The following is a 22,809-nucleotide window of genomic DNA, read 5'->3' as shown; positions in this document are numbered from 1 at the left end:
ATGCCATATGAGATCTCCACGGCGACGCGATCGTCAAGTCGGACCAGCGACCGCCGATCAATCGTGACGGACCGTCACCATGCGTGTCCGGAAAACCGCTTCACGGGCAATCGCTCCAGAAGGAGGGCAGCGGAAAACAGGTAATGAGACAGGTAAACGTACGTGTGCGGGCCCGTCGCCCATCGGGCCACAATGAGCCCCGGATCGGCTGACGGACCGCCGGTCGGACTCGCGAGAATTTCGTCACGACCCCTTAACACCTCTCTTGTGGCGTCACATTGACGATTCAACGGGTGGCGACGGGTCGATACGCCTTTCACTGACGACCGACACCGGGTCATGCCGATCACCGCCCGGCCGAGGCGCACCCTGCGCCGGCCCGAATTCCTGGAGATGTCCGCGTGACTCGCAGAACCGCCCGCACAGCCGTCAAGCTCGCAACCGTCCTGTCCCTGACGCTGGGCGCCGGGCTCGCCGCCGGCCAGCCGGCCTTCGCGTACTGCCCGGCGTGCTCGCACCCGGGCCAGTTCCACGACGAACCCCAGGAGCAGAAGCCGCGCACGACCGGCGACAAGGTCCACGAAGGCATCGAGATCGCCCTCGGCGTGCTCGGCGGCCTCACGATCACTCCAGAGTTCGGTGGCGTCGAGGGTGTCGGGGTCGGTGAGGCCGGAGCCCGGGGCGGCGACGAGGCTGGGGGTGAGCGCGGCGGCCCGTCACGGTCCGGCGGCACCCGCGACGAGAGTCCCCAGCGCCCGACAAAGCCGGACGGGGCGCAGAAGCCGACCACCGGCACCGGAGCGGCCAAGCCGGAGGCCGGCCGCCCGGAAGAGAAGTTCGTGGAGGCCGACCGCGGCCCGGGCTACGGGATCGTGACCGAGGGCGACACCGCGTCCGGCCAGCCCACGAAGGTGCCGGAGTCCGGGATGGAACTCGACTTCCAGACCCTCGACCTGAACTCCCAGAAGCCCGCCGACGGCGTGACCCGGATCAGGACCGGCCGGACGAAGCTGGCCGAGGACGACCCGAACTACGACTCGGACAGTGACGACTTCGACGAGGCCTACCGCGGCCGGATCCCCAAGCCCACCTCTCAGTCCGAGGTCGCGAAAGCCGTGGCCTCGGGGGCGGACCGGACCGTGATCCTGTGGCGGGGCACCGGCCTGAAGGCGGCCGAGAGCATGGCCAAGCAGGGATCCGCGTCAGGGGACCCCGCCTCGGCCGCCACGGCCAGGCCGTCCGCCGCGACCGCCGCCCAGCAGGTCGGGAAGGGCGGGGTGCTCCCCGAGTTCACCACGGACCCCGGTGTCGCCGAAGGCTTCAGCCACAAGAACGCCCTGGTGGTGATCGAGATATCGGCCAAGTACCTTGCCAAGGGCAGTAGTTCGGAGTCCGGCTGGGTGGCCGCCCGGACCGCCCCGGCGAAGGTCCGGGTGATCGTGGACCGCACGGGCGGCGCCGGTGGCTCCGGCGGCCCCAACGCCTCCTGATCCCGCTCCGCCCCGCGGTGCCCGTGCACCGCGGGGCGCCACTCGGTGAGGACCGCGGTCTCGCACGATCCGCAGATGCCCTGACGGCAGGTGGACGGGACCACCGTCCCCGCCTCCTCCGGCGCGTGGAGCAGCGTCCGGTCCGCGCCGTCGGCGGCGCCGGACCGGCTCGGTGCGCCGAACCGTCGCAAGTCCACGGCATACGGCAGAGCTCGCACCGGACCACCTCCACCACGTGACGAAACCTCAGCGACTGTGCACATGAACGCTTCCCGCATCCCGCTTCCCTAATAAGGAGTGCGGAACGACCGCCGGAGCCCGGCGCGTTACCAAGTCGTGATCGGGGCGGACGGTCCGGAGCACCGACAGCCCGGCCTACCGGTCGTCAGTTGCCGTACCCCGCGCGGGATCCGGGGCACAGACGGGCGAGGAACCGGGACCCGGCGAAACCTACGGTCGGGTAGGACTTGACGCCCCACCCTGCCAACTGAAAGCTTCATGGTCGAAAGTGCTTTAAACACTCGCGCTTGCAGCAACTACAAGCACATTTTCTGCTCTCATGCGGCACGAGCAACCTGCAGCGCGGCAGGTTCTCGGCGGGGAGCGGGGCGAGGTCGCCGGCCGGAACGAACCCCCAGCGGTCCGGTGCCCGACGCGCGAGCCCCGCGCATCCCCTCGCCGCCGGCGCGGTTCGCGCCTCCCGGTCGCCCGTTCATCGGGCGGCTTCCTGACCTTCCCCCACAGAAGGAGTCAGCCATGCGCTGGTCCTGCCGGCGAGGCCGAAGCCTCGTCGTACTCGCCACAGCCGCCGTCACCCTCCCGCTCACGGCGACGCTCTCCCCCGCCGCCGCCGACACGCCGGCCTCCACCCCCGTCGCGGCCGTGGTGCCGCAACCCGTCTCACAACAGGCCCTGTCCGGAGGCGAGTTCACCCTCACCGCCAAGACCCGGATCGCCGTCCTCTCCAAGGACTCGGCGGCAGTGGGGGTCGGTACCTACCTGTCGAAGCTCCTCGCTCCCGCGACGGGCTTCGACCTCCAGGTGGTGAAGGCGACCAAGGCGCCCGACAAGGCCGTCGTCCTGGACCCCAACGGCCCCAGGGAGCTGGGCGCCGAGGGGTACACCGTCTCGGCCAGGAAGAACGGCATCGTCGTCACGGCATACGGCGCACAGGGCCTGTTCCGGGGCGTGCAGACCCTTCGCCAGCTGCTCCCCGCCGCGGTCGAGTCCCGCACCAAGCAGTCCCGGGCGTGGACCGTCGCACCCACGGAGATCTCCGACTCGCCCCGTTACGAGTACCGCGGCGTGATGCTGGACGTCGCCCGCCGCTTCTTCCCCGTCGACCAGGTCAAGCGCTACATCGACGAGGCCGCGGCCTACAAGATCAACAAGTTGCAGCTGCACCTGACCGACGACCAGGGCTGGCGCATCGCCATCGACGCCCTGCCGAACCTCACCAAGGTCGGCGCCAGCACGCAGAGCGGCTTCACCGGCGGCACCGACTGGTACTACACGGCGGCGGACTACAAGGAGATCGTCTCCTACGCCGCCTCCCGCTTCATGACCGTCGTGCCCGAGATCGACGGGCCCGGCCACACCTGGGCCGCCCAGACCTCGGTGCCCGAACTGCGCTGTGACGACAAGTACGCGCAGCCCTACTCCGGCTTCGACGTCAAGATCAGCCTCTTCTGTCTGGGCGAGCAGAAGCAGAAGGACGCGACGAAGAACTTCCTGCAGACCGTCATCAAGGCCGTGGCCGAGCTGACCCCCGGCCCCTACGTCCACCTCGGTGGTGACGAGGTCCCCGCGGCCACCACCTCGGAGCAGTACGACTCCTACGTCAAGACGGTCACCGACGCGACCACCGCGCAGAAGAAGACCGTGATGGGCTGGCACCAGCTCGGCCAGTCCCCCCTCCCCGCCGGCAGCCTCCTCCAGTACTGGGGCGAGGACAGCGACCGGGAGACCATCGGCACGGCGAAGGAGGCGCTGGGCATCCGCCACCTCCGGGCCGGAGCCGCCCAGGACGTCAAGTTCATCATGTCGCCGTCCGACCACGCCTACCTCGACATGAAGTACGACGCCTCCACCCCGTACGGCCTGAGCTGGTCCGGATACGTGCCGGTGCAGCGCTCCTACGAGTGGGACCCGGAGACCGTCACCGGCAAGCTCGACGGCACCGGCTCCATCGTCCCGGCGCACAAGGTCGCCGGCGTCGCGGCCGCACTCTGGGCCGACCGCGCCTACGAGGGCAGCAATGCGCTGCCCAACGCCGGCACCCGCTGGCCCGCGCCCCGGGACTACGCCGACTTCATGAGCTTCCCCCGACTGCCCGCCATCGCCGAGGTCGGCTGGAGCCCCCAGTCCGCCCGGGACTGGAACAGCTTCCGCCAGCGCCTGGGCCTGCACGGCCCGCGCTGGACCGCCGCCGGCATCGGGTTCTACCCGGCCCCGGGCGTCCCCTGGGCCAACACGGCCGGCAGCGGCCTGGAGGGTGTCCACACCCTCACCACCGGCGGCAAGGCCCTGACTTCCGCCACGGCTTCCGGTACCCAGCTCACCACCGCGACCACGGACGGCGGCTCCGACCAGAAGTGGTCCTTCACTCGCTACAACGACGGGACCTACGCGCTCGTCAACCAGGCCTCCGGGCTCTGCGCCGATGTGAACCGCGGATTCACCAGCGCCGGCGCAAAGATCATCCAGTGGACCTGCACCGGCAACCCCAACCAGCGCTGGATCGTCACCCCGGTGAACGGCGGCCACACCATCACCTCGGCCAAGACCAAGTTCCTGCTCACCGCGGCCTCGACCGCCGACGGCGCCCTGATCACCCAGCGGGCCGCCTCGGGCACCGCCCTCCAGAAGTGGACCGTCGAGTGACCCGGTAGCGGCGAGCGTCCGCACCACCTGCCGAGGTGCGGGCGGCCCGCACCTCGGAACCCTGCCGGGGACGGTCCGGCAACAGAGCGGGACGGAGAGCCCCCACCCGCGACTCCCCCTCAGGAAGGCCGAGGACGGCCTTCCTGAGGGGGCCTTCTGCGTTCGCGGGACGTCCCGTGGCCCCGGACAGCACACGGGCTCTCACCCGACATCGATCGAACCGGGCGATGCCCCTCCGCGAGAGGTCGGCTTCGTCAGTGCAATGCCCTTGATCCGGATCTTCCTCGGAACCAGACACCCAATCAATGCGCGCCATCACCGAGAAGCACGGCACGTCTTCGCGCCACCTCGGAAGCCGCACTTCCCTTGAAAGCCCATGTAGAAGCTACCAAGTTCAAGATTCTTCGGTCCGGGCTCTAGACAAGGCCGAATGTCATCCTCGTTAATTCATCCCATGTCCCCCTGTCATGGCGGGACGCGGGATCAACTGCGTGGGGTCGTGCGTTCGGCAGCCCCGACGTCGTCGACCCCGCGCAGCAACAGGCCTACACGGTCCGGGCGTAGCCCCGGCCGCGCGGCCGCCCCTTGATGCGGGGGTGGCAGGTCTCGCCGCCTCCGGCGCGCCACCGGGCTGCCCCACCCACACCGGCCCGGTGGCCTCGCCCCCATCGTTCGACATCGGAGTCGACCCATGTCCCTGCCCGACCTTCCCCTCAACCGTCGTCACTTCCTCACCGCCGCCGCTCTGGTGGCCGGCGCCACGGCCGTGCCCTCCTCCCTCCTCACCCCCCGGGCCGCCGCGGCCGTGCCGCCCCAGGTCACCCTGCCCGATCGCGGCATCTGGGACGGCACCGCAGCGTCGGCCTGGACCGACGGCTTCCTGAGCGGCAACGGCGAGTACGGGGCCGTCTACTACGGGGCACCCGCCCTGGAGAAGATGGTCCTCAACCACCACCGGCTGGTGCTGCCCAACGGCACCCGGGACGTCATGCCGCCGGTGATCTCCGGCCGGCTGGAGGCGGCCCGGGACAAGGCGCTCGCCGGCGACTACGCGGGAGCCTCGTCGACCTTCGCGAACGGCTGGAGGCTGCGTTGGACGCAGACCTTCCACCCCGGTTACGAGCTACGGCTGAACACGCCGGGCATGACGACGGTCAACGACTTCGCCCGCATCACCGACTTCCGGACCGGCGAGGTCACCCACACTTGGGCCGACGGCTACGGCCCCTGGAAGCGCCGCGTCTTCGTCTCCCGCGCCGACCGGGTCATCGTCCACGAGCTGCTGCCGGCCACCGGCCGTACCGTCGACACCACCCTCAGCGTCAGTACCGCCCTTGAGGACGTGCCGGCCAGTGTCTCCTTCGCCACCACCGCCACGGTCACGAACGGCGAGGGCCATCTCAACCTGCGCGGCACCTACCCGTCCGGCGGCGCCTACGGTTACGAGGGTGTCACCCGGGTCGTCGTCTCCGGCAGCAACGCCTCGGTCACCGCCGACGGGCAGACCCTGGTGGTCGCGAGGGCCACCAAGGTGCTGCTGCTGACCAAACTCGGCCGGTACGAGACGTCCACCGGCTGGAACTCCCGGCCCCTGCAGACGGCCCTGGCGGGGCTGACGGCCGACTACGCCACCCTGCTGGGCCGCCACGCGCCGAGGCACCAGGTCATGTACGACCGCTCCGCCCTCGACCTGAACGTCTCGGCCGCCGACCGCCGGCTGACCACCAGCGACCTGATCGCCCGGCAGAACACCAACACCTCGGTCGTCGACGTCGCGCTGATGGAGCGGATGTACGACTCCGGCCGCTACCTGTTCATCAGCTCCAGCGGCGTCCTCCCGCCGCGCCTGACCGGAATCTGGAGCGGTACCTGGAGCGGTGCCTGGGCCGACGACATCACCACCGACGCCAACATCAACCTCCAGGTGGCCGGGGGCAACATCCTCGACCTGGGCGACGCCATGCAGGGCTACTTCGACCTCGTCCTGGGCCAGCTCGCCGACTGGCGCAGGAACGCCACCAACCTCTACGGCGCCCGCGGATTCCTCGCCCCGTCCCGCACCGACGGCGAGCACGGGCGCATGCTGCACTTCGACGACGTCGGCTTCCCCGGCCAGGTGTGGACCGGCGGCGCCGACTGGCTGCTCTACCCGCTGCTGGAGCACTACGAGGTCACCGGCGACGCCGCCTTCCTGCGGGACAAGCTGGGCCCCGCGCTGATGGAGCTGGCACTGTTCTACGAGGACTTCCTCACCCGCACGGACTCGAACGGCAAGGCCGTCTTCGTGCCCTCCTTCTCCATGGAGAACAGCCCGACCAGCACGGGCAGGTACTTCGCCGTCAACGCCACCGCCGACATCATGGCCGGCAGACACGCCCTGCGGGCCGCCATCGACGCGGCCAACACCCTCGGTCTCGAACAGGGCGCAGGCAAGGGCGTAGCCCGTTGGACCGCTCTGCTGGCCAAGCTGCCCGACTACACCGTCAACGGTGACGGGGCGCTCGCCGAGTGGTCCTGGCCGGGGCTGACCGACCGCTACAACCACCGGCACATCTCGCACCTGCACGGCGCCTGGCCGCTGCACGAGATCAATCCCGAGGACCGGCCCGACCTGGTCACGTACGCCCGCACCGCCCTGGACAAGCGCGGAGACGAGAACTACTCGGCCCACGGCAGCCTGCACCGCGCGCTGGCCCGCGCCCGCCTCAAGGACGGCCCCGGGGTCTACGCCAACCTGCTGAAGATCTACGGCAGGAACATGGTCTTCCGGTCGCTGATGACCTCCCACAACCCCGGCCTCGAAACCTACAACTGCGACGCCGCCAACGCCCTCCCCGGCATCCTCGGTGAAGCGCTGGTCTACTCGCGCCCCGGTGTCCTGGAGATCCTCCCCGCTCTGCCCGACCAGCTGGCGAAGGGCAGCATCAGGGGTGTCCGCGGCCGCAACCGCATCACCGTCCGGTCGCTGTCGTGGGACACCGCCGCCCGCACGGCCACCGTCCATCTCACCTCCGCCGTCGACCAGGACATCACGTTCATCTGCCGGCGCGGCATCACCTCCGTCAGCACCGGCGCGAGGGTCGCCGCCTCGCCGCTCGGCAACCACGCCCGGGTCGTGTCGCTGACCGCCGGCACCGGCACCACGCTCACCGTCGGGCTGCTCACCGGCGAGTTCAAGCTGGTGAACCGCAACAGCGGCCTGGTCATGGACGTCTTCGGAGGCGCCACCACCGACGGCGCCCCGGTCATCCAGTACACCTGGTCCGGCAGTACCAACCAGAGGTGGAGGCTGCTGCCGGACCACGACGGCTCCTTCCGCCTGTCCAGCGTCAGGAGCGGCAAGGTTCTGGATGACCCGGGCGCCTCCGGCACCGTCGGCAAGGCCCTCGACCAGTGGTCGGACACCAACAGCGGCAACCAGTGGTGGCGGCTCGTTCCGGCGGGCACCGGCGGCTACTACCGCCTGGTCAACGTCAGGAGCGGGCTCTGCGCGGACGTGCGGAGCGGGTCCACCACCAACGGCGCCGCGATCGTCCAGTCGCCCGCCGGTGGCGGCGCAAGCCAGGAATGGAAGCCCGAGGGCGTGTGACGGCCCCGGGTGCGTGAAACGGCGGTGACCAGGCGTCGCCGCCGTCACGGCCCCGTGCCGCCCGTCGTCGGCCGCCGGGGCAGCCCCGACGACGCCGAGGGTCCTCCGGGCGCCACCGCCCGTGGCCTCAGGTCGATGACGACCTGCTCGGGTTAGCGGCAGATCGAATCGGACCCTACGACGCGACGGGTTCAGTGGCGCGTGCCGCCCATGACCGGGCCGTCCATGCTGTCGATCGGGAGGATCTCGACGTTCTTGCCGGTGCGGGGTGCGTGGATCATCTTGCCGTCGCCGATGTAGATGCCCACGTGGTGCAGATCGGCGTAGAAGTAGACCAGGTCGCCGGGCTGGAGGTCGGCCCGGGCGATGCGCCGGCCGGCGTTCCACTGCGCCTGGGAGACCCGCGGGAGGGAGACCCCTGCCGCCTTCCACGCCGCGCCGGTCAGGCCGGAGCAGTCGAAGCCCGAAGGACCCGTGGCACCCCACACGTAGGGCTTGCCGAGCTGGGCGTAGGCGAACTTGAGCGCTTCCGCGGCACGACCCGTGACCGGGCCCTGATAGGCGGGCGCCGGCTCACTGCGACCACTGACCCGGGAGGCGCGGGCGGCGGCCTCCTGGGCGTTGACCTTGGCCCGGTCCGCCGCGCTGAGCTTGTTGAGCAGCGCCTGGGCCTGCGCGAGTTTGTTCTGGATCCCCTTCTTCTCCGCGGCCAGCGCGGCGTCGGTAACCTCCAGCTGGGCGAGGGAGGCGGCGGCTTCCGTGCGGTCCTGGTCAAGACGACGCTGCTCGCCCTGGAGTTGCTTCAGCAGTTCGGTCTGCGAGGTGGCCACCTGGCCCTGCATCGAGGCCTGGGTGAGGTAGGAGTCGGGGCTGGAACTGAACATGAGCTGGACCGCGGGGTCGACCCCACCGTTGCGGTACTGCTCGCCGGCCAGTACACCGAGTTCGGTCCTGAGCTCGTTCAACCTGGTCTGCCCGTCGGCGACCCGCTCCTGTATCCGGTCGGCCCCGGTCCGGAGCTGTTGCTGCTTCTCCTTGAAGCCGTTGTAATTCTCGATCGACGCCTCGGCCTCCTCGTTCAGCGCGTCGACCCGGGCCTTGACCGCGTCGAGTGAGGGCGCCGGCTCGGCGTGGGCACTGACGGTGGAAGCCAGGGCCGCGGTGCCGGCCATCGCAGTCGTCAGGACGGCCATCCGAGCCCGACTCGGCGGGTTCGGCTTGCGGTGCGATCCCATCGTTCGGCGCGCTCCTCCGACGTGTGTGATGCGCCCGCGCGAGTGCGGGCGCAGAACCCGCCGCGGGCACGGCCCACAACAAGTGCGAATAAACTTAGTAGATTGGTGGGTAGGTTCCGCAACCCCCCGGACCTCGGCAGTACCGCCGGACGACCGCCGCGTCTCCCGGCATCCCACCGCAGGGACTTCGCGGTCTAGCATGGGGGGCTACCAACGGGATCCTCGGGGAAGTGGGCAGGCTGTGCGTCGGTTGGGTGACCTGGAGGCGGAGATCATGGACCGCCTGTGGACGTGGAACCGACCCGCCACGGTGCGGGAGGTCGTCGACGACATCAACCGGCAGCGCCCCGTCGCCTACACCACGGTGATGACCGTCGCCGACATCCTGCACGGGAAGGGCATCCTCACCCGCGAGAAGCAGGGCCGGGCCTGGCTCTACCGGCCGGCCCTCGGCCGCGAGGAGTACACCGCCGCGCTGATGCAGGAGGCGCTCGGCTCCAGCCGGGACCGCCCGGCGGCGCTGGCCCACTTCATCGAGGAGATCTCCTCCGACGAGCTTGAGGTGATCCGCGGCCTGCTCGACGCGAAACCGGTGCCGGACCAGCCGTGATCTCGACCGCGCTCCTCGCCGCCTACACCCTGCTCGTCGGGCTGGGCGTCCCCCGACTGCTCCGACGGGCCCGATGGCCGTACCGCGCACCCGGGCTGGCCGTCGCCCTCTGGCTCGGCCTGATGGTGTCCTTCATCGCCTCCCTGGCCCTCGTGGTGCATCACCTCGTCGTGCCGGAGGTACACCTGCACCGGGGAGTGCTCCGGCTTCTCCACGCCTGCGGCATCGCCGGGGCGGCCGGCCGGGGGATCGCGGTCCACTCCGCGCAGATGGCCGCCCCACTGGTCGTCGCCCTGTGGCCGGTCGGCTGGTTCGCCACCGTCGTGCTGCACGCAAGGCGTCACCGCCGCCGGCACGGCGCGATGCTCGATCTGGTGGCTCGGCGCGATCCCGGCCTCGCCGCCACCGTGCTGGACCACGGCACGCCCGCGATCTACTGCCTGCCGGGGCGATCCCGCCGGATCGTCCTCACCAGCGGCGCCCTCAAGGCGCTCACCCCGCCCCAGCTCCAGGCCGTACTCGCCCACGAACGGGCCCACCTGAGCGGCCGCCACCACCTGGTCACCGGGGCCACCGGCGCGTTCACCCGCGCCTTTCCCGGCCTGCCGCTCGCGATCGGTGCCCGCGCCGAGATCGCCACCCTGCTGGAGATGGTGGCCGACGACCGCGCGGTCCTCGCCCACCCGCCGCGCACCCTGGCCGGCGCCATGTGCGAGGTCGCCGCCGGCCAGGTACCCGGCTTCGGCTTCGGCGCGAACGGCTCGGCGGTCGTCGCCCGGGTGACGCGCCTCCTGCACCCGGGCAAGCCCCCGCACCCGCTCGCCTGGACGTCCGTCGCGGCCCTCGCGCTCGCCGCGCCGATGATGCCGTTCCTGTTCGCCTGCTGTTCCATCGCCGGCTGAGCCACGCGCTCCCGGGCGTGCCGCACCTCACAACGGCGTGAGGGTGCCGGGCACACCACGCGATGACCGCGCTCCTCCGTTCAGAGGACTTCCGCGCCCGGCCCCGGGTCGAGCGAGGCTCCCGGAGCATCGCGAGCGCCCGCGACCGACGACGGAGGATCGCGCGCGAGGCCCCTCACCCGGACCGCCGGCCCCTCCTTGGCCGCCCTGTCCCCAGCCGCCGCCCCCACCGCCCTCGGCGGCAACGACACGCCCCCCCAGGGCAGGCCCCGGGCGGCTCGCCACCGAGCAACCGGCCGACATCCGGGCCGCCGACCCCGGCGACCGCCTGCGCAGCCGTCCCGTCGCCCTCGGCGCCGAAGGAATCCCCCGTTATCCGCTAAGCTACTTAGTAGCACCCGGTGGTGCTCCTACCCCCCGGGGAGCACCACCGGCGTGTCGTCATATTCGCCGCCCGGTACGGGCGGGCGGGCCACAGGGGGGCGGGGCTCGTCGTCGATGACGACACCCTCACGAGCGACAGGCAGGCACTCCCGCGGCCGGCCGAGGGCCGCCGGGAGCCCGGTCAGGGCCACACCTCGGAGGAACGCCGCCCGCAGGACCCGCAGAAGGGCGTGAGACCCGTCCACCGACCGACCTCGTGACCGGGCGGGGCGGGACGACGGACGCGACGGGCCGGGGCATACGGACCTGGCCCCGGTCCACTCCGCCCTCACCCCGCGGTCCGGGTGGGACAGCGTCCGGACTCGCGACGTGCCCCCCTCTCCCTGCCCGCACACGCCGCACAAGGCACCGCGCCGACCCGAACGGAGTCCGATGTCCGACTCGACCACCGACCCACGCCGTCGCGCGACCGACCCGACGGTCCTGGCACTCGCCGCGATACCGGCGGTGGGGGCCGCACTCCTGTTCAGGATCCTCCTCCTGGACGGCGAGTCGTCGGACTACTTCTACTTCCTCGGCCCCTGGTACCGGTACATCGCGGAGAACGGCGGGTTCGCCGCCCTCAGCGACATGGAGTTCTCCGACTACAACGCCCCGTACCTCTACGTCATGGCCGCGCTGACCTATCTGCCGGTGCCGGCGCTGGCGAGCATCAAGTGGGCCTCGATCCTGTTCGACCTGGCGCTGGCGTCGTACACGTTCCGCATCGTCGCCCTGCGCCGGCCCCGGCGGCTCCGGCCCGCCCTCGGAGCGGCGGTGGTCGTTCTCCTCCTCCCCACCGTCGTCATCAACAGCGGTTGGTGGGGCCAGGCCGACGCGATCTTCACGACCTTCCTGGTCGGCGGCCTGTACCACCTGCTCCGGGACCGGCCCTGGCGGGCGGGCGCGTTCTTCGGGATCGCGCTGGCGTTCAAACTCCAGGCGGTCTTCCTCTTCCCCCTGCTGCTGATACTCGTCCTGGTGAAGCGGATCCCCTGGCCGAGCCTGCTGGCCGTTCCGGCGGTCTGCCTGGCGCTCGACATCCCCGCCCTCCTGCTCGGCGCCGACCCGTGGAAACTGCTGACGGTGTACACCCGGCAGACGGGCGCGTACACGCAACTCACGCTCAACGCGCCGTCCGTCTACCAGTTCGTCTCCGTGCCGCAGACCGCGGAGGGCGCCGTACGGAGCATCGGCGTCCTGATCGCGGGTGCGACGGTGCTGGTCCTGGTCGGGCTGGCCGTGCGGTCCGTCCGGCGGTCCGGCGGAGCGGTGGAGCGGGACGGACGACCGCGGCTCACCCACACCACGGTCCTCCTGCTGGCCACCACCTCCGCGATCGCGGTGCCGTTCCTGCTGCCGTCCATGCACGAGCGCTACTTCTACGTCGCCGACGTGCTCAGTGTGATCGTCGCCTTCCACCGCCCCCGTCGGCTCTGGTACCTACCGCTCCTGGTGCAGGCGTCGTCCCTCGGCAGCTACCTCACGTTCATCGCCCCCGCCGTGGCACCGTACCTGTCGATGCCGGCCCACGGCATGCTGATGCTGCTCGCTCTGCTCGCCGTACTCCGGGCCACCGCCGGGGAGTTGCGCGGAGCTCCGGCGCCGGACACCGTCCGATCCGTCGAGCCGGGAGGCCCCCGACCGGCTGCCCCGCGCATCCCGGAGCCACGGCAGGCCGGGTTGAGGCGGTAGCGGCCGGCGGGGCGTCACTCAGCACCAGGAGCACGATGTCGAAGCCCCTGTGAGGTACCCCGCGTACTGGACCTCCGGCAGCCCGCCGCAACCGTTCCAGGCGCGCGTACACCGTGCCGTAGGAGACGTTCTGGGCATCGAGGCGCGGTCGCGGCCGACGTCCACACCTGGCCCGGGTCGGGTGTGACCCTCGTCACCATTGACCCCGGAAGCCGCGGCGACGCAGGATCGGCCGCACTCCCCGCACCGGCCCGGCACAGGTGCCACCTATCCGGGGAGTGATAGCGAGGATCCGATGACGACGACCGCGCCCAAGCCTCCCGGTCCGACGACGGGAACCGGCGAGAACTGGCTCGCCCGGCTTGCACTCCGCTTCACGGCCTTCACCGAGAAATGGCTGCCCGACGCACTGGGCTTCGTCCTGGTGGGGACGTTCCTGATCTTCGCCCTCGGACTGGTGTCCGGGGAGGACCTCCTCGGTGTGCCGGACAAACCCGGGGCGACGAGCGGGTACGGCCTGGTCGACGCCTGGGGGCAGGGATTCTGGTCCCTCATCACCTTCACCCTGCAGATGGCCATGATCGTGATCGCCGGCTACGCGGTGGCGGCCTCCCCGCCGGTCGGGCGCCTGATCGCGCGGATGGCGGCGCTGCCCCGGACCCCGCGCGGCGCCGTCGCGTTCACCGCCGCCGTCGCCATGCTCACCTCCTACGCGAACTGGGCGTTCAGCCTGATCTTCACCGCGATCCTCGCCAAGGAGGTCGCCCGCCGGGTCCCCGGCGTGGACTACCGCGCACTCGGCGCGATGGCCTTCCTGGGCCTCGGCACGGTGTGGGCCCAGGGACTGTCCGGGTCGGCCGCGTTGCAGGTGGCCAGCGCCACGTCGAGCCCGGCGGCCGTGCAGAAGGTCATCGCCGAGGGCCGGGGCAGCGGGCTGATCCCCCTCACCGAGACCATCTTCCTGTGGCAGGGCGTCGTGGCCACGGCGGTCATCTTCGTCATCGGTGTGGGCATGGCCTGGTTCCTGGCCCCCTCACCGGAACGCGCGAAGACCGCGGAGCAGCTCGGCATCGACCTGGGCCCCGGTCTCGACCGGCAGCGCCACGACAGCCGGCGGACCAGGCCGGGCGAGTGGATCGAGTACAGCCCGGTCTTCACGGTCCTGCTGTTCGCGCTCGGGGCCTGGTACCTCGTCCGGCGCTTCGCGAACTCCGGTGGCAGCCCGCTCAACGCGCTCGACCTGAACACCATCAACCTGATCCTCATCCTGCTGGCGCTCGTCCTGCACTGGCGGCCGGCGAACCTCGCCCGCGCCGTCAAGGACGGCACGCCCGCGGTCTCCGGCATCCTGCTCCAGTTCCCGCTGTACGGCGGCATCTTCGGGATGATCGCCTACACCGGCCTGCACAAGACCATCGCCGGCTGGCTGGTGTCGGTGTCGAACGAGTTCTTCTACCCGGCCATGATCGCGGTCTACAGCTGCGTCCTCGGGGTGTTCGTGCCCAGCGGTGGCAGCAAGTGGGTGATCGAGGCCCCCTACGTCCTGGAGGCGGCCAACCAACTCCAGGTCAACCAGGGCTGGATGGTCGTCGTGTACGACCTCGGCGAGGCCAGTGCCAACCTGCTGCAACCGTTCTGGATGCTGCCCACGCTCGCCGTCCTGGGGCTGAAGGCGCGCGACATCATGGGGTACACGTTCGCCATGTTCCTCGCCCTCTTCCCCGCCGTGCTGGTGCTGGTCACCGTCTTCGCCCGCACGCTCCCCTTCCCCTGAGCTCCTGCCGAGGCACGGGCGTACCGGTGACCGACCGGTCTGCCGACGACCCTCACGACGGCCCCGTGTTCCGCTCAAGGAGCGCGCGGGATCCGTACGGGGGGCCGTCGGCAGACCGGTCGGCTCAGACCTGCCCGTCGGTGAGGTCGGCGCGGGTGGTGCGGAGCTTGGCGAGGACGCGGGCGACGTGGTTCTCGACGGTGCGGGTGGAGAGGAACAGGGCGGCGGCGATGTCCTTGTTGGTGGCGCCGGAGGCGAGCAGGTCGCGGATCTGTTCCTCGCGGGGGGAGAGCCGGTCGCCGTAGCCGGCCCGGCCGCGCGGGTTGGGGGTCTGCCGTCCGAGTTCGCGGAGCCCTCGGTGGCAGCGGGCCGCGTCGGAGGTGGCGCCGAGGCGCTCGAAGGCGGCGATCGGGCCGGCGAGGCGGGTCTCCGTCTCACCGGGGTCGGTGCGGGTGCGGGCGGCGCGTTCGGCGGCGAGGGCGGCCCGGTAGGGGCGGCCGATGTCGCTCCACCGCGCCGCCGCGAGATCGAAGGCCGCCGTCGCGGCGTCCGGGTCGGTGGCGGCCAGCAACAGGCCGCGGCAGTGGTGCTGTTCGGCGTCGGCGCCGGGCGCGTCGCGGCCTGCGGCGGCGGTGGCGTGGCGTTCGGTCAGGTCGCGGGCCTCGTCGGCGCGGTCGAGGGCGAGGAGGGTTTCGACGGCGGTGGGGACGAGGTCCCAGGCGTAGCCCCAAGCCTCCTTGCGGTCGAGGAACGTCAGGAAGTCGAGCGGGTCGGTCAGGGACCGCCAGGCGGCCTGCGGGTCGCTGCGGGCGAGGTGGAGCCTGGCCCGCCCGGCGGCGGCGCCGAACAGGTCCAGGTGCAGTCCCCGGGTGAGCGCGGCGTCGAACACCGCGGCCGCCTGCCCGGTCAGACCCCGGGCGGCGGCGGTGAGACCCCGCACCGCCGCCAGCAACCCGCCGGACCGCAGGGGGTTGTCCGGGTGACGCTCGTGGAGGGCCGCCAGTCCGCGCTCGGCCTCGTCCCAGTGCCCGGAGTGCCAGTCGAGCACCACCCGGAAGGTGTCCAGGTAGGGGTCCAGCATGGGCAGGTGGGTGCGCGGTGCCATGGCCCGCAACTCCTCGACGGCGCCTGCGGACCGCGTGTCGTGCCCGACGCAGAGCCAGGTCTCGGCGATGCTGCAGACGCTGAAGGCCGTGGCCTGGAGCACGGGCACCTCGCCGTCGCGGGGCAGCGCCGCCAGGACCTCCGGGAGGGCCGGGTCCGCCACCACGCCCCGCAGGAAGATTCCGGCGACGTCCATGATCGGCCGGGCGTTGCGGGTCTCGGCTCCGGCCAGCAGGTCGTAGCCGCGCCGGACGAGGGCCCGCTGCTCGGCGAGCGTGAAACGGTCGGTCTGCGACAGGCCCAGGTAGCTCAGGATCCGGGCCGAGGTGACCGGGGTGCTGTCGCCCACCTCCGCCAGGGCGGTCACGATCTCCTGCTCGCCCGCCAGGTCTCCGACCTGGTAGATCAGCAGCCCGCCGAGGCTCGTCCTGATCCGGCCGCGCACCTCCTCGGGCAGACCGGCCACGGTCAGGATCCTGCGCAGGATCCTGACCGTGGTGGCGGCCTCGGTGCCGACCGAGGCCGTGTAGGAGAGCGCCCAGGCAGCATGGGCGAGCTCCCGCGGGGTGAGGTCGGGCTGGTCGATGATCTCGTTCAGCAGCGTGGCGGCGGTACCCGTGTCACCGACCGCGGTGGCCTGGTCGGCGGCGGCCCGGGCGCGGGGCAGCCAGGCCTTCCGGTCCCCCAGCGCACGGGTGTGGTGGGCGATCTGCACCAGCGGCGGCGGGTCCTGGGCCAGCAGCGTCTCCAGGACCCGCCGATGGGTCCGGTTGCGCACCGGCCCCGGGAGGGCGGCGTAGACCGCCTCCTGGGCCAGGACGTGCGCGAATCCGTAGGTGTCCGGACCGACCTGCCGCAGCACCGCGGCGTCGAGCGCCTCCACGAGTGCAGCGTCGCCCCGCTCCTCGTCCAGCCCGGCGGCTTCGGCGAGCAGCCCGGTCCCTGCCGGGACGGACAGCACGGCCGCGGCGTCGACCAGGGCCGCCGCGTCGGGGCCCAGCCGTCCGGTCCGGTCCGCCAGCACCTCGCCGAGGCTGCGGGGCACCCGCAGGACCGCCGTGTCCGCCCCGTCCGGTGACCGTGCGAGGGTGATCAGGTCCTCCTCGATCACCAGCGGCAGACCACCGCTGCGTTCCAGCAGGGTCCGCACCAGGGCCGGTGCCGGATCGCCGCCCAGCACCTCCCGCGCCATCGTCCTCAGCTCCGCCTCACCCAGCGGACCGAGCCGGACCTCCGCCCCGCCCGTGCCCGGCGGACGCCTGAACGGCACCCCCAGCACCGGCCGCCCGCCCGGCAGCTCCTCCCCCCGGTAGGTGAGCACCAGCGCGACGTCGCCCGGCATGTCCCGGGCCAGCAACAGCAGCAGCTCCCGGGTCGCCTCGTCCGCCCAGTGCACGTCCTCCACCACGAGGACCGCCGGCGCCACCGCCTCCAGCACCGTCCGCACAGCCGAGACCACCCAGAACCGTCCGGCTCCGGACACCGAGACCTCCGGCGGCAGCGCGGGCGGCGGCTCGGGCAGCGCACCGGCGAGGTCCGGCAGCAGCGGCGCCAGCACGCCCGCCGAGGCACCCAGCCGCCCCACCGGCGGCAACCACGGCCCGACCCGGCGCAGCGCGTCGATCACCGGGCCGTACGCCAGCGGCTCCCGCAACGGATGACACCCGCCGACCAGCACCCGCAGACCCTGCGCGCGCAGCACCGCCGACGCCTCCGCGACCAGCCGCGACTTGCCGATCCCCGCCTCGCCCTCCACCAGCACCACCGCCGGACGCAGCCCGGACACCGCGGAGAGCAGCGCCCGCAGCTCGCCGTCCCGGCCCGCGAACGCGACGCCGTGCACGCCGAGGAGGGCCCTGCCGTCACCGAGGTCGTCCACAACCGGCTCCCGTCCTGCCCACGGCCTTCCCGGGCGGGAAGGATCTCGGTCTCTGCGTCCACGGTAGCCATCCCGGCGCAGGTCGGCGGAGCGGGGGGCACGGCCGCACGGGGGACGCCCGGTCCGCGGGTGTACCGGCGGCCGGGCGTCGAGGCCGGGCCCGGCCGAGGGGCCGCGCCCGGGTAGGGGTCCGGTCAGGAGGGGGTGTGCGAGTGGGAGGTGCTGGGTGTGGTGCGGCCGCCGGCAGGTGCGTCGGTGCTGGGCGGGGGGATGGCCGGGGCGGTGGTTTCCGGGGCGGTGTGGGCCGTGGGGGCGGTCTGGGAAATGTCTGCGGGGGTGTCCGGTGCGGGGTCGGGCGGGGTGTCCTCGTGCAGGGCCCTGGTCTCGGCCTTCAGGATGCGCAGGGACTTGCCGAGCCCGCGCGCGGCCTCGGGGAGCTTCTTCGAGCCGAAGAGCAGCACGATCACGGCGAGCACGACGATGAGGTGCCAGGGTTCCAGGCCGTTGCGGAGCATGGGCGTCTCTCCTTGACTGTCGATCCGGAGGGGCCGGGTGGTCGGCGCGGGACCGCGGTCGCCCCGCGATCCCGCGCCGACCGGGGTGTCAGGCGCGGGTGAGCTCGGTGATGGTGTGCGTCTGCGTGTGCAGCACCGCACCGTTCCGGTTGATCCACTTGGCGGTGAGCGCGGCCGGCGTCACGGTGGTGTCGGCCGTCAGCTCAGGTACGGCTCTCAGTAACCGAGTTGGGCCGCGGTGAGCACGAGGGGGCCGATGACGGCCTTACCGGCTGCGTTGATCCAGGTGGCGGTCAGCTTCGCCTGCGTGGCGGTGCTGGTGTCGGCCTCCAGCTTGAGGAAGGTACGGGGTTCGGCGACCTTGTCCACGAGACCGACAGGAGGGGTGCCCACGTGGTGCACGTCGGCGGCCGTCTTGTCGTGCAGCGGGCTGACGACGAACTCCCACAGGTCATAGCCGACGTTCGGGTCCCCGTGGTTCTTCAGGGTGCGGGAGACGTGGATGTCCCCGCTGAGCAGGACGCAGCCCTTGATGTTGTTGTCCCTGATGTGCTTGAACAACTCGGCCCGCTCGGCCTGGTAGGTGAACCAGTCGTCGCTCTCGGGGCCGGCCTTGTCGTACCAGGTCATTCCCGAAGCGAGGACCTTGAACTTGGCGGTGCTCGCCTTCAGCTTCCCGAACAGCCAGTCCTTCTGGACGCTCCCCATGCAGACCCGCGGGTTCGAACCCGAGTTGGAGAACCACCGCGGGTCGATGAGGAACACCTCGACCGGGCCGCGCCGGAAGGACGTGTAGATGCCCTCACCGGGACCCCGGCCGGTCACCGCCTGGGTCCCGTTGGTGGCGTGACCGAAGGAGGCGTTGGCGCGGTAGTCGACGAACACCTGGCGGAACAGGTCCTTCTTCACGAAGGTGCCGTCGGAGCCGTTGGCGCCGTAGTCGTGGTCGTCCCACGTCCCCCAGACCGGCATCGACCTGACCAGGTTGTCGATTCCGGGCGCGGCCAGGAACTCCCGGTGGGTCCTGCGCGCCTTGGTCAGGACCTCGGTGTCCGTGGGGGGAGTGCCGCCCTTGAAGCTGAGCCCCCGGTCGGCGTACGGGGTGTCGCCGAGCATGACGAAGCCCTCGCAGCCGTTCTCGATGATCCGCGCCCACACGGGGTTCGAGATGCTGTGTGCGCAGGAGCCCACGCCCAGGGTGACCTTGGTGGCCGCGGTCGCCACCGGCGCGGTCCTGAACTTCCCGGTCAGCGGGACGGAAGGGGCGTCGGGGGTCGTACAGGTGATGGTGAAGGTGTAGTCCGTGTCCGGCGTCAGACCCGTCACGTCGAACAGAACGGTCTCGTCGTTGGCGGCCGTGACGGTCCGGTCGGCGGGTTGGTTCACGGCCCCGCCGCTCACCTGGCACTTCCAGGTCGGGTAGGCCGTCCGGTTCACACCCGGCCGTGCCCAGATCCGGGCCGTGGTCTCGTCCACGTCGCCGACGAGCGGACCCGCCTTGGGCGACGGGGTGGTGGACACGCCGGGCGCGCTCGAAGCCCGCACCTTCTGCACGTATCCCGTCAGGGCGTTGAAGAACGTGTGGCTGTCCTCGATGGCGGCGGCGGACTCGACCGGCGTGGTGCCGTCCGCCGCGTAGCACTTGTCGATGGTGAGGCTGGAGACCAGATATCTGCCCTTCTCGTGTCTGCCCTCCACCAGGGCCGCCGGGAAGCCCGTCGTCCCCGGCACACAGGACAGGAGCACGCGCATCTCGGCCCAGGCCCCCAGCGACTCCCAACTGGTCCAGAGCTTCTTCTCGTATCCCCCGTCGCTGCGCCGGGTCCGCCGGCCGGTGAGCACCTGGCCACTGGTGGCCGCTGCCGTGGACACCGCCAGAGGCTTCACCAGCGGGTGGTTGGTGTCCACCGGGTAGATCGTGTTGGAGTCGTAGTCGGTGCGCACCGCGTGCATCGGGACCGCGTCGTACTGGTAATCGAAGACCGGCAGGTAGGGAACGCCGGAACCGGGCCGGTCGGGCTGGGCGAGGTCGAGGACCACTCCGCCGGCCTTGACGAAGTCCTGCAGCGACGCGCGCTGACCCGTCTCGAAGGTGGAGTACGAGGACAGGGTGCCGGCGAAGCTGCCGAAGGCGACCAGGGCCACCTCCTGCACACCGTTCGCGGTCGCCGCGGCCGCCGCGACCGCCGGGGGCTGCGGGGACGGCGCGGCCTGGTAGCGCACTCCCTGGTTCGGGTTCAGGGTGATCACGGCGAAACCGGCGTTCTCCAGCAGCGTCCTCAGCCCGCGGGCGTTGGTCTCCGCATCGGTTTCGTCCAGAACCGCCGCCACCAGCCCCGACCAGGCGCCGGAGTGCGCCGCCGCGGTGGTACCGGTCATGGTGGCGCCGGCGGTGGCCATCACCGCGCCGGCGCCCAGCAGCTGTACGACCCTCCGGCGGCTGATCTCGGAGGGGGTGTGGGAAGAGTCGTCCATGGTCTTCTCCTGACGGGATGTGTCCACCGGTGCCGTCGAACCACGGCCCGGCAAGGGCGCGGTCCAGCGGGGGTGGGGTGGGTACGGGGGACCCGATCGGTGGGGTCGTCGGTGCGTGGCGCGTGGGGCGGCCGTCGGCGCCGGGGTGGGGGCGTCACAGGTCGGCCGGACGAAGGTCTGCAGCCGCTCGGGTGGCCGGTGCCGTTCAGGCAAGAACCGGCGAAACCGGTCGGGGCGACTGAGTCGAACTACAGCGCCAGCGAAACCGCACTGTCAATACTCGCGCGCCGGATATCCGTGCGCGGAATCGGGGACGGGGATTCTCTTCAAGATCCCGGGGACGGGCGGGAGGGCCGGGTCGCGGCTTCGGCCCCCGGCCCGGCCCGGGGCGATTCCTCCCGACGGCCGGGGCGCTCCCCTCGAGTCCGCGACGAGGCGCCGGGTGGGCGCGTATCCACCGGTCACCGACCGGCGCCATCACCCCGGGACCGAACGGACGGGGTGAAGTGCCTCCGCGTCCGGGGGAATTGGGGCCGGCGGCCCGCCCGGACCGACCGGCGACCTCCGGCGGATCCGGAGCCGCGCGATCGTCCCGAGACCTCTCACGTCGAATCTCCTGACCGGGTGTCAGGTATCGTCCCGGTCGATCCGGACAGGGCGTTACGGATCGGAAATCCGCGGGACACAATCCGGACTTACCACGCCGCTACGGGCACGGATCGCGGCCCATACGATTCCGTTATCCACCCCATCAGCATTTCGGGCCTTGCCACCGTACTCCCCCGCGCCAACCATCGGATCCCGCGCTCCCGGGACGGGGGCGTAGCGCGATGCCGTCGCCCCGGACCCGGGCCACCGCTCTCGTCGGGACGGGACGCGGGTGCGCTCCGCCCGCGCGGCGGCGGCACTGCACACCACCCCCAGGACCACCCGGAGGCAGGGCCGCCATGACCGTCACCCGTTCACACCCCGAACACGTCCGCCCCGCACCGGACCGTGACCGCGCCACCACCACGGTGCGGGGCACACCCGCCGAACAGCGCGGCGCCCTTCCCCGTGCACCGGGACAGGAGGCTCCGCGAGGGCGTCCCGCTGCCGGGACGAGTGTCGTCGCCCTGGACGTCGGCGCGCGCTACATCACCGGGACCGTGATGACCGGCGACGGCCGGGTGCGGGAGTCCGAGCGCTGGTACACCAGGCCCCACCGGGGCCCGGACGCCGTGCTCGACACCCTGCTCGGCTGCGCGAGCGACCTCGCCGCGCTGGCCGGCCGCCGGGGAATGCCGGTGGTGGCGGCCGGCCTCGTGGTCGGCGGATCCGTCGACCGGATCACGGGCGCCGCCACGGTGCCCCGACTGGGCTGGGCGGGCACGCCGTTGCGCTGCTGGCTGGAGGAGCACCTCGACGTGCCTGTCGCCCTCGGGCACGCGGGGCACGCCGGCGCCGTCGCCGAGGGGAGGCTCGGAGCCGGCCGCGGGTGCGACGCGTTCGTGTTCGTGGCATCGGGTGATCCGGTCCTGGCCGCGGTGCTGCGCGGAGGACGGCCCGCGGGGTCGGCGGCCTTCGTCCCGGGCGGGGATGCGTTGGACGACCGGACCGTGACGCTGCGGAGTGCGGACAGCAGGGCGCTCGCCGAGCTGATCCTCTCCGCCGAGGTCGAGCGGGTGGTCGTCGGCGGACCGCTGCCGGCGGCGGACACGGCCCTGCGGCAGGAGATCGGCTCCAGCCTCCGGAGGAACCACCGGCGCGGGCCGCGCCCGGAGGTGGTCGTGGGACGGGTGGGTGGCAGGGCGGCCTGTCTGGGGGCCGCCATGTTGGCCCAGGAGCTGGCCGGGAGCCGCTGACCGCGCTCCCCTCCCCGCCCCGTCCACACACCGCGCACCGCGCACCGCGCACCGGGCACCGGGCTGATCCGCGCCTTCACCGGATCGTTGCCAAAGAGTTCTCAAAGCCCGTCTCAAGCTGCCGTAAAGCAGCGGTCCGCGCTTATGGCCCGGATAACCGGATCGGGGGTTCCTCCCGGCCCGGCCACGCCACCACCCTTGCGTTACCAACAGATACGAGCCACGTAAACGACATGCTAAGGAGCCCCCCGTGACCACCGGGAATTTCACCGTCAACGGCAGGACGTACGCCAGGCCCGCAAACCCGGTCGTCGTCATCTGCATCGACGGCAGCGAGCCGGACTACCACATCGAGGCGATGGCGGCCGGTCGGATGCCCTGGCTGAGCAAG

At 71.8% G+C, this 22,809-nt stretch carries 12 protein-coding genes and 1 pseudogene; 8 read left to right on the top strand and 5 right to left on the bottom strand.

Features of this window, described 5'->3' with window-relative positions:
* Positions 1–401: 401 nt before the first annotated feature.
* A complete protein-coding gene (locus PUR56_RS26430) occupies positions 402–1,490 on the top strand; it encodes a DUF4765 family protein (RefSeq protein WP_329879959.1) in 1,089 nt (362 codons plus the stop codon).
* Between the two features lie 50 nt (positions 1,491–1,540).
* Here the strand turns inward: PUR56_RS26430 and PUR56_RS26425 are convergent.
* Positions 1,541–1,753: pseudogene (locus tag PUR56_RS26425) on the bottom strand (2Fe-2S iron-sulfur cluster-binding protein); the annotation flags it as partial.
* 493 nt (positions 1,754–2,246) lie between these two features.
* On the opposite strand from PUR56_RS26425, the gene PUR56_RS26420 reads away from it, so the two are divergent.
* On the top strand, positions 2,247–4,373 hold the full coding sequence (locus tag PUR56_RS26420) for a family 20 glycosylhydrolase (RefSeq protein ID WP_329879958.1): 2,127 nt from the start codon (positions 2,247–2,249) through the stop codon (positions 4,371–4,373).
* A 691-nt stretch (positions 4,374–5,064) separates the two neighbouring features.
* Positions 5,065–7,962 carry a glycosyl hydrolase family 95 catalytic domain-containing protein gene (locus tag PUR56_RS26415; protein WP_329879957.1) on the top strand — a complete coding sequence of 966 codons (2,898 nt, stop codon included), beginning with the start codon at positions 5,065–5,067 and terminating at the stop codon, positions 7,960–7,962.
* Positions 7,963–8,153: 191 nt separating this feature from the next.
* Here PUR56_RS26415 and PUR56_RS26410 read toward each other — a convergent pair whose 3' ends face one another.
* The gene (locus tag PUR56_RS26410; protein WP_443034572.1) at positions 8,154–9,155 is read right to left on the bottom strand and encodes an NlpC/P60 family protein; all 1,002 of its coding nucleotides are present in this window, start codon (positions 9,153–9,155) and stop codon (positions 8,154–8,156) included.
* Positions 9,156–9,438: 283 nt separating this feature from the next.
* Here PUR56_RS26410 and PUR56_RS26405 point away from each other — a divergent pair, with 283 nt between their 5' ends.
* The 4 genes from PUR56_RS26405 to PUR56_RS26390 all read left to right on the top strand — a co-directional run bounded on the left by PUR56_RS26405 (position 9,439) and on the right by PUR56_RS26390 (position 14,601).
* Positions 9,439–9,807, top strand: coding sequence for a BlaI/MecI/CopY family transcriptional regulator (locus PUR56_RS26405; RefSeq protein WP_329879955.1), 369 nt, complete (start codon positions 9,439–9,441; stop codon positions 9,805–9,807).
* Positions 9,804–10,709, top strand: coding sequence for a M56 family metallopeptidase (locus PUR56_RS26400; protein WP_329950738.1), 906 nt, complete (start codon positions 9,804–9,806; stop codon positions 10,707–10,709). Before PUR56_RS26405 ends, PUR56_RS26400 begins: the two co-directional genes overlap by 4 nt.
* An 816-nt stretch (positions 10,710–11,525) precedes the next feature.
* Positions 11,526–12,827, top strand: a complete 1,302-nt coding sequence (locus PUR56_RS26395) for a glycosyltransferase 87 family protein (protein ID WP_329950737.1) — start codon at positions 11,526–11,528, stop codon at positions 12,825–12,827.
* 295 nt (positions 12,828–13,122) lie between these two features.
* Entirely contained in the window at positions 13,123–14,601 is a 1,479-nt protein-coding gene (locus PUR56_RS26390; RefSeq protein WP_329950736.1) for a short-chain fatty acid transporter, read from the top strand.
* 124 nt (positions 14,602–14,725) lie between these two features.
* On the opposite strand, the gene PUR56_RS26385 is transcribed toward PUR56_RS26390, so the two are convergent.
* The 3 genes from PUR56_RS26385 to PUR56_RS26375 all read right to left on the bottom strand — a co-directional run bounded on the left by PUR56_RS26385 (position 14,726) and on the right by PUR56_RS26375 (position 20,574).
* The gene (locus PUR56_RS26385) at positions 14,726–17,584 is read right to left on the bottom strand and encodes an ATP-binding protein (RefSeq protein WP_329950735.1); all 2,859 of its coding nucleotides are present in this window, start codon (positions 17,582–17,584) and stop codon (positions 14,726–14,728) included.
* A 194-nt stretch (positions 17,585–17,778) separates the two neighbouring features.
* Positions 17,779–18,099: a Sec-independent protein translocase subunit TatA gene (tatA, locus tag PUR56_RS26380; protein WP_329950734.1), complete on the bottom strand. Its 321-nt coding sequence runs from the start codon at positions 18,097–18,099 to the stop codon at positions 17,779–17,781.
* A 216-nt stretch (positions 18,100–18,315) separates the two neighbouring features.
* Positions 18,316–20,574 (bottom strand): alkaline phosphatase D family protein, encoded by a 2,259-nt coding sequence (locus PUR56_RS26375; RefSeq protein WP_329950733.1) that lies wholly within the window; start codon positions 20,572–20,574, stop codon positions 18,316–18,318.
* Positions 20,575–21,521: 947 nt separating this feature from the next.
* Here PUR56_RS26375 and PUR56_RS26370 point away from each other — a divergent pair.
* Entirely contained in the window at positions 21,522–22,418 is an 897-nt protein-coding gene (locus PUR56_RS26370; RefSeq protein WP_329950732.1) for an ROK family protein, read from the top strand.
* Positions 22,419–22,809: the final 391 nt, after the last annotated feature.

The sequence above is a fragment of the Streptomyces sp. BE303 genome, assembly GCF_036290945.1.
Classification (GTDB): Bacteria; Actinomycetota; Actinomycetes; order Streptomycetales; family Streptomycetaceae; genus Kitasatospora.
The sequence above is the reverse complement of the archived record's forward strand: the minus strand, read 5'-3'. Positions and strand labels throughout refer to the sequence as shown.